This window comes from Sphingomonas sp. P2_B6, from assembly GCF_056404755.1.
This window is the reverse complement of sequence record NZ_JBFUDK010000003.1, coordinates 149,987-162,549: the sequence shown is the minus strand read 5'-3', so window position 1 is coordinate 162,549 and position 12,563 is coordinate 149,987. Positions and strand designations below refer to the sequence as shown.

The window sequence follows — 12,563 nt, the reverse complement described above, 5'->3', positions numbered from 1 at the left end:
CTTCGATACGCGTCTTCGACTTCGCTCAGCCGCTACTCAGGACGAACGGTGGTGAGAAGGCAAGCCTTCAACCCAACTCACCCCTTGCCCACCTCGTTCACATTGCCGGCGAATTCCTCGAAGTCCCTGGCCTCGCGGAAATCCTTGTAGACGCTGGCGAAGCGGATGTACGCGACCGAATCCAGGCCCTTCAGCCCCTCCATTACCATCTCGCCGATGCGTTTCGAGGGCACCTCGTTCTCGCCCTGGGTCTCGAGCTGGCGCTGGATGCCGGAGACCAGCTTCTCCAGGCGCACCGCATCGATCGGGCGCTTGCGTGCAGCGATCGAGACCGAGCGGAGCAGCTTCTCACGGTCGAACGGCTCGCGCTTGTCCTCGCTCTTGATGACATAGAGCTCGCGCAGCTGGATGCGCTCGAAGGTGGTGAACCGCGCGGCGCAGCCCTCGCACTGGCGGCGCCGGCGGATCGCGGCGCCGTCTTCGGTCGGACGGCTATCCTTTACCTGGCTGTCTTCATGGCCGCAGAACGGACACCTCAAATCACACGCCTTCCGGATAGATCGGGAAGCGCGCGCACAAGGCCAGCACGCGCTCGCGCACCGCCGCTTCGACCTGGGCGTCGCCCTGCTCGCCATTCTTGCGCAGGCCATCGAGCACATCGGCGACCATGTTGCCGATCTCGCGGAACTCGGCGGGGCCAAAGCCGCGCGTGGTGCCCGCGGGCGAGCCGACGCGGATGCCGCTGGTCTTGGTCGGCGGCAGCGGATCGTTGGGGATGCCGTTCTTGTTGCAGGTGATGCCGGCCCGCTCCAGCGCTTCGTCGGCATCCTTGCCGGTCACGCCCAGGGGGGTGAGGTCGATCAGCGCGAGATGCGTGTCGGTGCCGCCCGAGACGACCTCGGCACCGCGCTCCTTGAGCGTGGCCGCGAGGATCTTGGCGTTCTCGACGACCGCGGCGATGTAGCTCTTGTATTCGGGCTGGAGCGCCTCGCCGAACGCGACCGCCTTGGCGGCGATGACATGCATCAGCGGGCCGCCCTGAAGCCCCGGGAACACCGCCGAGTTGATCTTCTTGGCGATCGCTTCGTCATTGGTCAGCACCATGCCGCCGCGCGGCCCGCGCAGGGTCTTGTGCGTGGTGGTGGTCACGACATGCGCATGCTCCAGCGGCGAGGGATGCAGGCCGCCTGCGACGATGCCCGCGAAATGCGCCATGTCGACCATGAAGATCGCGCCGACCTCGTCAGCGATGGCGCGGAACTTCGCGAAATCGATCTGGCGCGGATAGGCGGAGCCCCCCGCGATGATCAGCTTCGGCTTGTGCTCGCGCGCCAGCGCCGCGACCTGGTCGAAATCGATCAGGTGGGTGACCGGATCGACGCCGTAGGCGACCGCGTTGAACCATTTGCCCGACATCGCTGCCTTGGCGCCGTGCGTCAGATGCCCGCCCGCGTCGAGGCTGAGGCCCATGATCGTCTCGCCCGGCTTGACCAGCGCCAGCATCACCGCGCCGTTCGCCTGCGCGCCCGAATGCGGCTGGACGTTGGCGAAGCCGCAATCGAACAGCTTCTTGGCGCGCTCGATCGCCAGCGTCTCGACTTCGTCCGAAGGTTCGCAGCCCTGATAATAGCGCTTGCCCGGATAACCCTCGGCGTATTTGTTGGTGAACACCGAGCCCTGCGCCTGCAGTACTGCCTTGGAGACGATGTTCTCCGAGGCGATCAGCTCGATCTGGGTCTGCTCGCGCTTCAGCTCATGCTGCACGCCGCCGAACACCGCCGGATCCGCCTCGGCGAGGCCGCGGGTGAAGAAGCCGTCCGGCTGGACATCATTGAGGCTGCGGGGATTGGTGCTCATGCGGGTTCCTTCGCGAAGCTGGGGGCGCCGAGCATCTCGACGCGCGGGGTGTGGCGGCCACCGGCGAATTCGGTGGCCAGGAAAGCGGTGATACAGGCCTTGGCCATGTCCTCGCCCGTCAGCCGGGCGCCCATGGCGAGGATGTTGGCGTCGTTATGTTCGCGGCAGAGCGCCGCCGACAGCGGTTCGCCGACCAGCGCGCAGCGGGCGCCGGGATGGCGGTTGACCGCGATCGAGATGCCGATGCCCGAACCGCACAGCGCAATGCCGCGCTCGGCCTTGCCCGCAGCGACATACCCGGCAAGCGCAAAGCCATAATCGGGATAGTCGACGCGCGCGTCAGAATGCGGTCCGAGATCGGCGACCTCATGACCCTGTTCCCCAAGCCACGCGACCAGCATGTCCTTCAGCGCGAAGGCGGCATGATCGGATGCTATGGCGATGCGCATGAACGACGCGCTCCTTCTCGGCGAAAGCGGATGCGGCGGCCTTTACGCAAAGCGCGGGGCGAACGCTACCCGCTAGCCGATGCTTTATCGCCGGACGCGCAGCCAGCCCCGGTCGCGGGCCGTGGCGGCGAAGCTGGCGCTGACCGGAATCTCGGCGCCATCGGCGAGCAGCAACACCCAGCGCCGCCCGTCGCGCCGCGCGCCGGCGATGCCGTTTGCCGCGACCCAGGCACCGCGGTGCACCTGCGCCCCGTCATAATCCGCGACTTCGGCCAGCGCGTCGCCGAAGCGATGCAGGACGAGCAAACTGCGGCCGCCCGCAAGGTGCAGGCGGCAATAATGATCCTCCGCCTCGATCGCATGGAGCGCTGAAGGATCGGTCAGCCCGGCGCGATCGAGCAACCCGTCGGGCAGCACGGCCGACGGGGTGGCGACCAGAGGGGCCGGGGGCGGATTCATTCGCCGACTGATCCCGGCGATGAGCAGGACGAGGAAGATCGCCCCGCTGATCGCCAGCGCCTCGGACCAGGTGCGCGCGGGATCGGCGGCATAGTCTACGCCGAACAGGCGCAGCGCCAGCGAGATTTCGATCGGCAGCGGCAGGTTGAGGATGATCGTGCCGATCGCGGCGGCGCGGGACCAGTCGGCGGTGCGGTGGACCAGCAGGGCGAACCAGAGCTGCCATTTCAGCACGTTCCACCCGAGCAGCACCGTCCAGAAGGCGATGCGGGTGCCGAGCGGCATCTCCCCGGTGCCGAACGCGCCGACCACGACCATCAAGATGCCCCCCGCCAGGCCGGCAATGGGCAGAACCGGGAAACCCGGCAGGGCCATGGCGCGATTCGCGAAGTTTCGGGCGTGCTTCGCGAAGCCGGCGTTGCGGGGCGCGGTCGGCAGACGGAAAGCGGGGCGGGCGCTCGGCATGGCGCAAGGCTGCCATCCCGGCCGGGCCTACGCAATCGAAGAAGGAGCATGGCGTGACGAGACAATTCTGGGTGCGCGCCGCGGCGCTGGTGCTGGCGGCAACCCCTCTCACCGGCGCGGCGGCGCAGGCGGTCGATCCGGCCACGATCGAGGCGCAACGCGCCGCGATCGCTAGACTGAGCTGGATGGATGGCACCTGGCGCGGCCCCGCCGTGACGCAGGGCCCTGGCGGCGAGCACCGGGTGACCCAGACCGAGCGGATCGGCAATTTCCTGGGCGGCACGATCAAGGTGATCGAGGGCAAGGGTTTCAATCCCGACGGCTCGATAGGCTTCAACGCGTTCGCGGTGATCTCCTATGATCCGGCGACCAGCGCCTATACCTTCCGCTCCTATGCGCAGGGACGCGCCGGGACCTTCTCGATCGTGCCGGCGGCCGGTGAGGGTGTGCGGGGTTATGTCTGGGAAATCCCGGCAGGCCCGGCGACGATCAAATATACCGCCACGCTGGAGAACGGGAAATGGCATGAGGTGGGCGACCGAATCATGCCAGGCCAGCCGCCGCAGCGCTTCTTCGACATGCAGCTGACCCGGGTGGGCAACACCGACTGGCCGGTCGCCGGCGGCATGACCGAGAAATAACGACTGGCGGGTATGCGCGGGATTGCCGTGCATACCCGCCGGGGCTGGAGCACGTCGACCAAGGTCGAAGTGCTCCCGTTTTTTTTGGTTGTCGCGTTTTCCGAGCCGCGGGCTGTTCCAGCCAGCTCGAAAACGCTCTAGCGTCCCGATCGTGACGGATTCGCCCCAAGCCGCCCTGCAACAGGCCAGTGACGCGCGCCTGAAACTGGTCGAGGCGCTGGTCCGGACGGGGCATGAGGACCGTGCGGCCTTTCGCGATCTCTATGCGCTCACCTCCGCGAAGCTTTTCGGCATCTGCTACCGTATCTGCGGCGAAAGGCAGGCGGCCGAAGATGTGTTGCACGACGTGTATCTGACGATCTGGAAGCGGGCGGGCGCCTATGAGCCGCACCGCGCGAGCCCGATCACGTGGCTTGCGACGATCGCGCGCAACCGGGCGATCGACTGGCGTCGTGCGCAGGGCGTGCGGCGAGCGACTCCGATCGAGGATGCGCCGCCGATCCTCGACGAGGCGCCGCTTGTCAGCGACACGCTGGTCGCCGACGAAGAAGCGCACCGCCTTCACGGCTGCCTCGAAGCGCTTGAGGATCGCCAGCGCGGCGCGATCCGCACCGCCTTTTTCGACGGCGTCACCTATGCCGAACTGGCCGAGCGCGAATCCGTGCCGCTGGGCACGATGAAGAGCTGGGTCCGCCGCGGCCTCGCCAAGCTCCGGGAATGCCTCGAGCGATGAGCGACGATATCGATCTGGATACGCCGGACGTGGAGGCGGCCGAGCTGGCACTGGGCATCCTCGACGGCGAGGAACGCGCTGTCGCGCTGCGCCGCGTGCTCGCCGAGCCCGGCTTCGCGCAGCAGGTCGAGCGGTGGCGCCACTATCTCGCGCCATTATTCGATCTCTGGCCGGCGATGACGGCGCCCGCCGGCGTGCTCGAGCGAGTCGAATGGACGATCGACGGCCCTGCGGCGATGGACGTGCCGACGCCGCCCAATCGCCGCTTCTTCTGGCCGGCGGCGGCTGGCATTTCGAGCGTCGCGGCGGCGGCGCTGCTGCTGTTCATCGTGCTGCGGCCGATCGACTACACGCCGCGCCCGGCACCGACTCAAGCCGCCGTGCCCGCGACCATGCTCGTCGCCTCGATTGCGCCGGTCGAAAAGGGTGCGCCGGTGACGGCGGTCTATGATCCGGCGAGCGGTGCGCTGCGGCTGACCGCCGCCGCCCTGGCCGATGCGCGCCGCAGTGCGGAGTTATGGGTGATCGGCGGCGACGGCGTGCCGCATTCGCTCGGCCTGTTGCGCCCGAGCGGCGCATCGAGCCTTGCGGTCGACCAGGCCAACCGCGCGCGCCTGGCGGCGGGCGCGACGCTTGCCGTCTCGCTCGAACCGGTGGGCGGCTCGCCGACCGGGCTGCCGACCGGCCCGGTCGTCGCGACGGGCGCGCTTTCGCCAGTCTGAGTTCCGGCCCGCGGAAATAAATTTTCGCCGTCGTGCGTCCGACCGGACTCGACGGGCGTATTAGCTCCGTCTTTCCTTCCCAAGCGAAAGGCGAGTAACCCGGGCGCCGCCATTCCCCCTCCTTTGCGGCGCCATGCGTACGGACCTGCCGGCCCCCCTTTCGCCGGCAGGTCCATTACGGCGCGGGCACGAACGTGGCCGATGGCGGCTTCCCCGAAATCAATCGTTCACGGGCAATGCGGGCCGGTAGCGGAGAGTTGGTTTCAAGCGCGGTCAGCGTTGCTTCTTGGCCGTGGTCGCGGTGAAATCCGGGTCCTTCTTCGCCACCCAATCGACGAATTTGCGCACATTGGGGTTGGCCAGCAGAGCCTCCACATCCATCCCGTGGCGCTGCAGTTCGGCATTGGTGAAATTGGCGATCAGCGTCTGCTGGCAAATCGGGTGCATCGGCACGACGTCACGCCCACCCCGGCTCTTTGGCACGGGATGGTGCCAGACGATGGTCTTGCCGGTCGGCCTGCCGCAGAGCCAGCAGACTACGACTTCCGCCGGAGCTTCCTCCTCGCGGTGCAGGTCTCCATAGGGATCTTTTCTGGAATGCCTGCGGGTCATGCGTCGATCTGAATGCCTGAAGATGCGCTGCTCGCCTATAGCGATGCGGTTGGCAAGCTATCTGATCGGGACGCCTGAACCTCAACCGCCGGCAAAAGGCGCGAGAGCCCGCCGCTCCGCCACCTCAACCCATCCTGACACCCTATCATTTTAGTCGCGGGGCCGTCATGGAAGCGTCATCGGATTGTCCTAGCGGGGCGTGGGCCCCGCTTGCCACAGGTCCGCGAGGAGAGTTTGTCATGGCTGTCGCCGATCGATCGCCCGCCGCTTCCAAAAACAAGGCCGTGCGCGCCGCCGTGCACCGGCACGATCATCTGTCCAAGCAGGGCCTGCTCGAACGCGCCTTCACTTTCGCGTTTCGCGGCCTTGTCTATGCGCAGATCTGGGAAGATCCGGCGGTCGATATGGAGGCGCTGGCGATCACGCCCGACAGCCATGTCGTCACCATCGCGTCGGGCGGCTGCAACGTGCTCTCCTATCTCACCGCCAACCCGCGGGCGATCACTGCGGTCGATCTCAACACCGCGCATATCGCGCTGAACAAGCTGAAGCTCGTCGCCGCCCGGCAGCTGCCGGATTACGAGGCGTTCCATCGCTTCTTCGGCAACGCCAACAGCCGCGCCAACATCCAGGCCTATCGCGCTCATGTGCGCCCGCATCTCGACGAGACGACGCGGCGCTATTGGGAAGGGCGCGACATGATCGGCCGCCGCCGCATCGGCGGCTTCGCCCGCGGTGTGTACAAGCGCGGGCTGCTCGGCAATTTCATCAGCGTCGCGCATATCCTGGCGCGGCTGAACGGACTCAATCCGAAGGTGTTGCTCAAGGCCAATTCGATCGAGGAACAGCGCGAGATCTTCGACCGCGAATTCGCGCCGATGTTCGACAAGGGCTTTATCCGCTGGCTGACCGATCAGCCCGCCTCGCTGTTCGGCCTGGGCATCCCGCCGGCGCAGTACGAAGCGCTGGCCGGCGACGAGAAGATGGCGACGGTGCTGCGCGAGCGGCTCGAAAAGCTCGCTTGCGATTTCGACCTGAAGGACAATTATTTCGCCTGGCAGGCGTTCAACCGCGGCTATGGCGATGGCCCATCGGCGCCGCTGCCGCCCTATCTGCAGCGCGAGCATTACGAAGAGATCGTCGAGCGCGTCGACCGGATCGAGGTGCGCCACGTCAACTTCACCGATTATCTGCGCGGCCGCGAGGACGCCTCGCTCGACCGCTATATCCTGCTCGACGCACAGGACTGGATGACCGACGAGCAGCTGACCGAGCTGTGGACCGAGATCACGCGGACGGCGAAACCCGGCGCGCGTGTGCTGTTTCGCACTGCGGGCAACCCGACGATCCTGCCCGGGCGCGTGCCCGATGCAGTGCTGGACCGCTGGGATTACCGCGCCGAGGAATCGCTCGATTACACGAAGCGCGACCGGTCCTCGATCTATGGCGGCGTGCACCTGTACGTGCTGGGCTGAGCATGGATGCAGGCCATGCGGGGCACATGGATGCGATCTACCGGACGCAGCGCCATTTCTACGACCTGACCCGCAAATATTACCTGCTCGGCCGCGACCGGCTGATCCGCGACCTCGCGCCCCCGCCGGGCGGCAGCGTGATCGAGATCGGCTGCGGCACCGGGCGCAACCTGATCGTCGCGGCCAGGGCCTGGCCGAACGCACGCTACTACGGCATCGATATTTCCGAGGCGATGCTGGAGACCGCGCGCGCAAATGTCGCGAAGGCCGGGCTGGCCGACCGGATCGCCTTCGCGCAGGGCGACGCGACCGCGTTCGACGCGCAGGCGCTGTTCGGCGTCGCGCAGTTCGACCGGGTGTTCCAGAGCTATACCCTGTCGATGATCCCGGACTGGCTCGGCGCGATCCGCGAAGGCGCGGCCAAGCTGGCGCCGGGCGGGCGGCTCGACATCGTCGATTTCGGCCAGCAGGAGGGCCTGCCCCGCGCCTTTCACCGGCTGTTGCTCGCATGGCTCGCCCGGTTCGACGTGTCGCCGCGCGCGACCCTGCGCGGCGCGGTGGAGGAAATTGCCACCGCGCAAGGTCTCCATGCCGCCTTCCGCCCGCTCTATCGCGGCTATGCCTGGTCGGCGCGGCTGAGCCGGGCCTAGCGCAAAACTGGGTGTCTGGAATTACCTCTCCCGTTCCGCCCGGACTTGACCCGGGGGTTGCCGAGCCCTGTCATTCTTTCCCCGGGAAGAAAGAGCGGCCCTTCGACAAGCTCAGGGCGAACGGACGGGAGGATAACGCGACCTGGAAATCTCTCTGGCGCGGTCCCGACGGTCAGCGCCGGAAATCGACGATCGCCGGTGTCTTGGTCGTCGCCGGATCCTGGTACAGCCCGGCACGCGGCACGCGGCTGACCTCGCAGGCGCCGGCGGCGCAGTTCAGCACCCGCGCCAGTTGCGCGGCGATCGCCTCGGTCGCGCAGGCACCCGCCTCGTCGACCACCAGCAATTGCAGCGTGTCGCGACCTCGCGCGTCGAACCGCAACTGCAGCTGGAAGCCGTCGGCCGCGCTGACCAGCGGCGCGATCAGGTCCAGGTCGAAGGTCATCTCGGCGAACTGGAAGGATCGGCTGTCGCGCCCGCGCAGCTCGAGGAAGCGCTCGCCGTCGCGTTCGACCAGCCGGCCGACATCGCCGACGCGGTAGCGGAACACCGGAAAGCGAGTCCGAAAGCCGTTGGTGACGGCGAGCGGGCCGAAGCCGTCTTCGTCCGGCGCCAGAATTTCCACCACCAGACCCGGCAGGATCCGGAACAGGCCGGGATGGCGGCTGGCGTCGCACCATGCCCAGATGCCGGTCTCCGCACCGCCATAGAGCGACCAGATCTGTTCCGTGCCGAAGGTCGCGCGCAACAGCGCCAGGGTCGTGTCGCGCAGCGGCTCGCCAGCATAGAGAAGCTGCGGAATCGGCAGCGTCTCGCCTGCATCGGTCAGGAAATGCGCGAACAGGATGAGCTTCGACGGCGTGCCGAGCAGATGCGTCGGCCGGAAACGCCGCGCGATCGACAGCATGTCCTCGTACCGCGCATGCGCGCTCATCGGCAGGGTCGTCGCGTCGCAGCGTTCGAGCAGGTCGTCGAGGATCGCGGCGGTACGGTACAGGTCCGAATAGCCGAAGATGTTGAGCGCGACCGTCCTGGCGTCGAACACGCCGTGCGTCGTCAGGCATGCCGACAGCGCCTGTCGCTGAGCGAGATTCTCGGCGATGTCGACCGGGAAGATCAGCGGCCGCTGCGTGCTGCCGCCGGAGCGCACCAGATAGACGCCGCGCGGCTCGTCGCCCGGCGCGAAGTCGCTCAGTTGCTCCAGCAGCACCTTCTTGTCGGTGGCGGGGGCGTCGCGCCAGTCGGATAAGCCGCTGAAATGCGCGCGGTAGAAGCCATGCTCGCGTGCGCGGCGGAAACAATCGCGCATCAGCGTCGCGTCGTCGGGCGGGGTCATGCTGCGCTCATGTTCATCTGCAGCAGCAGATCCTCGTGATGCACGAGGAACAGCGCCTTCTGGTCGTCGGGCAGGGTCGACAGGGCATGGGCCAGCCAGCGATCGGCCAGCATGCGCGCGACCGCGCGGTCATGCGGGTCGCCGCTGTCCCGGTACCGGTGCACGATCGGCGGCACCTCGAGCGTGCGCCAGTCGCGATGCGCGCGGTGCGACAGGCTCTCGCCGGAAATGCGGAACCGGATCAGCGGCGCGGCGAACAGCCCGACCCGGCCGCCGCCCGCCACGATCGACCGGGCGACGCGGTACCACAGGTCGATCCCTTCGTTCAGCCGCGCCGCCGGATGATAGCGATGCGCCCCGATCGCGTCGCGGCGCACGACCACGTTGCTCGCCCGGCCCATGAGGAAATCGGGATTCGCGGCGGCGCGCAGCGGGTCGGCGAGCAGCAGAACGTCGCCCGCCAGCGGGGTGATCTCGCCGGCCAGGGCATTTATCTCCGGAAACACCTCGCCCGGCGGATCGCTGGCATAGCCGAGCACCATCATCGCCAGCGCATGGTCGCGCATCGCCTCGCGCATCCGGCGCAGCGCATCGGGGCGCAGGGCGTCGTCCGCATCCAGGCAGAGGATCAGGTCGGTGTCGGCACGGTCGAGGCCGGTGTTGCGCGCCGCGCCGGGCCCGCCGTTGCGCGGGCGCCGGACCAGCGCCACCCGTGCCGGGCGCAGCGCGTCGGCATGATCGGCGAGCGCCTGTTCCGCGGCTTCGGTGCTGCCGTCGGTGCTGGCGTCGTCGACCAGGATCAGTTGGTCGGGCGGCATGTCCTGCTGCGCCAGCGACGCGATCGCCTCGCCGATAAAGGCGCGCTTGTCGAACAGCGGAATGATGACGGACAGCGTCGTCACGGCGCGATCAGCGGGACATAGATGTGGCCGCGCCGGCCATGGACGTTGATGATCTTCTCGTCGGATCCGCGAAACACGCCGGCGCCATAGCTGGTGTCGTCGCGGCACAATTGCATGCCGACCAGGTGAATTGGCGCAGCTTCGCCGGGCGCGGCGAATGCCCGTTGCGGAAGATAGAGCTGGTACATGTCCTCCGCCCATCCCGCGCGCACCCGCGCGCGCCACGCAGCCTCGCCGCATTCACTCCGCACCAGCGCGTCGATGCCGCGGCCGCCGCTGCTGCGCTTCGCGATCATGTCCTGGTCGCGCGCGAGCAGCGCGTCGCAGCCGGCCTGGTCGGCGATCGTCCATGACGGGATCAGGAAGGATCGGAGCGCCGCATTGTCCTCCGCGGTCAGCAGGTCGCGCATGATCGTGTCGTCCCACAGCACGGCCAGCGTGCGCTTGTCATGGACCAGGATCAGGGTGCGGACATCGTTGAAATAGGCGCCGCTGTCGATCAGGTGCCGCAGCGCCTCCGGCGGGATCAGCGGCACTTCGCTGCGATCCATTTCCAGGATGCAGTGATCGGCTGGGGCGCCGGCGGCGAGGAGGCGGCCGTCCTGCACGGCCAGCATGGCCGGATGCGCCTGGACGAACGCGATGCCGCGATCGCGCAGCGCCTGGGCGAGCAGGAAGATCTCGGTGCCCGCCTCGCGCGCATGCACCATCGCGACGGTCTCGCCCGGGCGATAGGCGGCGCACAGATCGTCGAGGAACCGGCCCTGCCCGGCCTGCACCGCAAGCCCCGCGCGCGCGACGTGCGGCGCATAGCTTTCGCCGGCGCGCAGGCTGAGCATCCAGCCGTTGAGCGGATAACGCGCGCCGATCTCGCAAAGACGTGGGCCGCCTGCCAGGTCGTAGACGAAATCGGGGCGATAGAAGCCGGTCCGGTACGGCCGCCCATGCGCCAGGCGCAGGATCGCCTCGAGCGCTTCCGGCAGGGCATAGACCGCGCGAATGCGGGGATCGTCGGCATAATGCGTCACGATCGCGCGCAGCGCGCGGTCGAGCAGCTGGTTCAGGTCGCGCAGCCGCTCGAGATAGGCAGCGGTGCAGATCACCGGAGCGGGGGCGAGTTGCGCGACCGCCACCACCGGCGGGTCGCCGAGCGCCGCGGCGAGCGCCGGCCGCGGATCGGGGGTGAAGTCGCAGTCCGCAATCCACAGCATCGGCGCGTCCGCGTCGCGCGCGGCGATGGTCAATGCACGGGCTCGAGTTCGGCCATGGCCTCCCGGCAGACATGATCGAGCACGGCCGCCTTCTTCTCGAGATAGGTGCCGACGATCTCGTCGAGCGAATAGTCGCTGATATCGGCGTCCATCGCGTCGCCATAATGCCGGATCGCATCGAGCGCGTGGAAGAAATGATTCCGTTCGGTCGGCCCGCAATGCACGCTGATCCAGTCGAGCGTCCGGCGGCATTCGGATGATGGGACGCCATAATCCTCGCGTAGCCAGCGCGTGAACAGCGGGAGGATGAACTCGACCTCGCCATGCGTGTAGATCTCGTGGGCGAGCGTGGTCAGCAGCGACACGATCAGGTCGGGGCTGCGCAGCGCCGCCTGGTCCTTCCACGCCTTGAAGTCGATCGCGGAAGGATGAAGATAGCGCCGCAACAACCATTTGTCGTCGCCGACGATGTCCGTCGCCATCCTGTAGTACATTTCGGAATGCAGGACCTTGTGGGTGACCGCCAGATCTTCGTCGATGATCCGGTCAAGGCTGGTCATCGCGCGCAGCAGCGCCTTCGTGTCGGGAACGTCCTTGTTACGGTGCAGGAGCAGGGTGAGACGGTTGCCGATCCCCGCCGTCGTCATCGCGCTGTTATTGGTCTGCGCCCAGCTCTGGAAGAAATGGCGCAGCGTTTCCGGGTCTTGCCGCCGTGCGGTCAGGGACCGGAACGCCGTCTCGATCCTGCCGAAATGATGTCTGTGGCGCGAAAATGATCCGATCAATTCATTCTTCAGATGCGAGTCCGGCATAGACGCCAGGACAGGCATGATGATGTCGTGAAGAGAGATCAAGTTCAGCGACCTTTTGACGATCTTTTAAGATTTGCACGCTACACTTGCCCGTAATCTCACGACCCGGGTCTAATCGCCGGATTGAGTGCCCKGACGGTGTTCGCCCGTCAAGCGGGCCGGACAGCATTTGCCGGCGTTTTGGTTCTATTTCCCGTCCCCTCGATTCAACCGTCCGGAGCGCCTCGACCAGGCGCATC

At 67.3% G+C, this 12,563-nt stretch carries 14 protein-coding genes; 5 read left to right on the top strand and 9 right to left on the bottom strand.

The genetic code is table 11. The features are described 5' to 3' along the window. Positions 1–77: 77 nt before the first annotated feature. The 4 genes from nrdR to AC1DX5_RS05315 all read right to left on the bottom strand — a co-directional run bounded on the left by nrdR (position 78) and on the right by AC1DX5_RS05315 (position 3,230). Positions 78–539 (bottom strand): transcriptional regulator NrdR, encoded by a 462-nt coding sequence (nrdR, locus tag AC1DX5_RS05330; protein ID WP_465170932.1) that lies wholly within the window; start codon positions 537–539, stop codon positions 78–80. A 1-nt stretch (position 540) separates the two neighbouring features. Beyond that, positions 541–1,857, bottom strand: a complete 1,317-nt coding sequence (gene glyA, locus AC1DX5_RS05325; RefSeq protein WP_465170931.1) for a serine hydroxymethyltransferase — start codon at positions 1,855–1,857, stop codon at positions 541–543. Then, positions 1,854–2,306 (bottom strand): ribose 5-phosphate isomerase B, encoded by a 453-nt coding sequence (gene rpiB, locus AC1DX5_RS05320; RefSeq protein WP_478014449.1) that lies wholly within the window; start codon positions 2,304–2,306, stop codon positions 1,854–1,856. The genes glyA and rpiB overlap by 4 nt, the downstream gene beginning before the upstream one ends. A gap of 84 nt (positions 2,307–2,390) precedes the next feature. Beyond that, positions 2,391–3,230, bottom strand: coding sequence for a LytTR family DNA-binding domain-containing protein (locus tag AC1DX5_RS05315; RefSeq protein ID WP_478014448.1), 840 nt, complete (start codon positions 3,228–3,230; stop codon positions 2,391–2,393). 53 nt (positions 3,231–3,283) lie between these two features. Between AC1DX5_RS05315 and AC1DX5_RS05310 the strand changes: the two genes are divergently transcribed. The 3 genes from AC1DX5_RS05310 (at position 3,284) to AC1DX5_RS05300 (ending at position 5,326) form a co-directional block, all read left to right on the top strand. Continuing rightward, entirely contained in the window at positions 3,284–3,871 is a 588-nt protein-coding gene (locus tag AC1DX5_RS05310; RefSeq protein ID WP_478014447.1) for a DUF1579 domain-containing protein, read from the top strand. Between the two features lie 151 nt (positions 3,872–4,022). Next, a complete protein-coding gene (locus AC1DX5_RS05305; RefSeq protein WP_465170927.1) occupies positions 4,023–4,604 on the top strand; it encodes a sigma-70 family RNA polymerase sigma factor in 582 nt (193 codons plus the stop codon). Further along, complete coding sequence (locus tag AC1DX5_RS05300) at positions 4,601–5,326, top strand: anti-sigma factor (protein WP_465170926.1); 726 nt, start codon at positions 4,601–4,603, stop codon at positions 5,324–5,326. The genes AC1DX5_RS05305 and AC1DX5_RS05300 overlap by 4 nt, the downstream gene beginning before the upstream one ends. Positions 5,327–5,599: 273 nt before the next feature. Here AC1DX5_RS05300 and AC1DX5_RS05295 read toward each other — a convergent pair whose 3' ends face one another. Beyond that, a complete protein-coding gene (locus tag AC1DX5_RS05295; protein WP_478014446.1) occupies positions 5,600–5,938 on the bottom strand; it encodes a hypothetical protein in 339 nt (112 codons plus the stop codon). Between the two features lie 239 nt (positions 5,939–6,177). Here AC1DX5_RS05295 and AC1DX5_RS05290 point away from each other — a divergent pair, with 239 nt between their 5' ends. Both AC1DX5_RS05290 and AC1DX5_RS05285 read left to right on the top strand, forming a co-directional pair. Beyond that, complete coding sequence (locus tag AC1DX5_RS05290) at positions 6,178–7,413, top strand: BtaA family protein (RefSeq protein WP_478014445.1); 1,236 nt, start codon at positions 6,178–6,180, stop codon at positions 7,411–7,413. Between the two features lie 26 nt (positions 7,414–7,439). Next, positions 7,440–8,063, top strand: a complete 624-nt coding sequence (locus AC1DX5_RS05285; RefSeq protein WP_478014444.1) for a class I SAM-dependent methyltransferase — start codon at positions 7,440–7,442, stop codon at positions 8,061–8,063. 172 nt (positions 8,064–8,235) lie between these two features. Here AC1DX5_RS05285 and AC1DX5_RS05280 read toward each other — a convergent pair whose 3' ends face one another. From AC1DX5_RS05280 to AC1DX5_RS05265, 4 genes are read right to left on the bottom strand one after another with little or no spacing between them, the layout of a single operon-like run. Beyond that, entirely contained in the window at positions 8,236–9,399 is a 1,164-nt protein-coding gene (locus AC1DX5_RS05280) for a phenylacetate--CoA ligase family protein (protein WP_478014443.1), read from the bottom strand. Next, entirely contained in the window at positions 9,396–10,301 is a 906-nt protein-coding gene (locus AC1DX5_RS05275) for a glycosyltransferase family 2 protein (protein ID WP_478014442.1), read from the bottom strand. Before AC1DX5_RS05275 ends, AC1DX5_RS05280 begins: the two co-directional genes overlap by 4 nt. After that, positions 10,298–11,545, bottom strand: a complete 1,248-nt coding sequence (locus AC1DX5_RS05270; protein WP_478014441.1) for a hypothetical protein — start codon at positions 11,543–11,545, stop codon at positions 10,298–10,300. The genes AC1DX5_RS05275 and AC1DX5_RS05270 overlap by 4 nt, the downstream gene beginning before the upstream one ends. After that, positions 11,542–12,297: a hypothetical protein gene (locus AC1DX5_RS05265; RefSeq protein ID WP_478014440.1), complete on the bottom strand. Its 756-nt coding sequence runs from the start codon at positions 12,295–12,297 to the stop codon at positions 11,542–11,544. The genes AC1DX5_RS05270 and AC1DX5_RS05265 overlap by 4 nt, the downstream gene beginning before the upstream one ends. Positions 12,298–12,563: the final 266 nt, after the last annotated feature.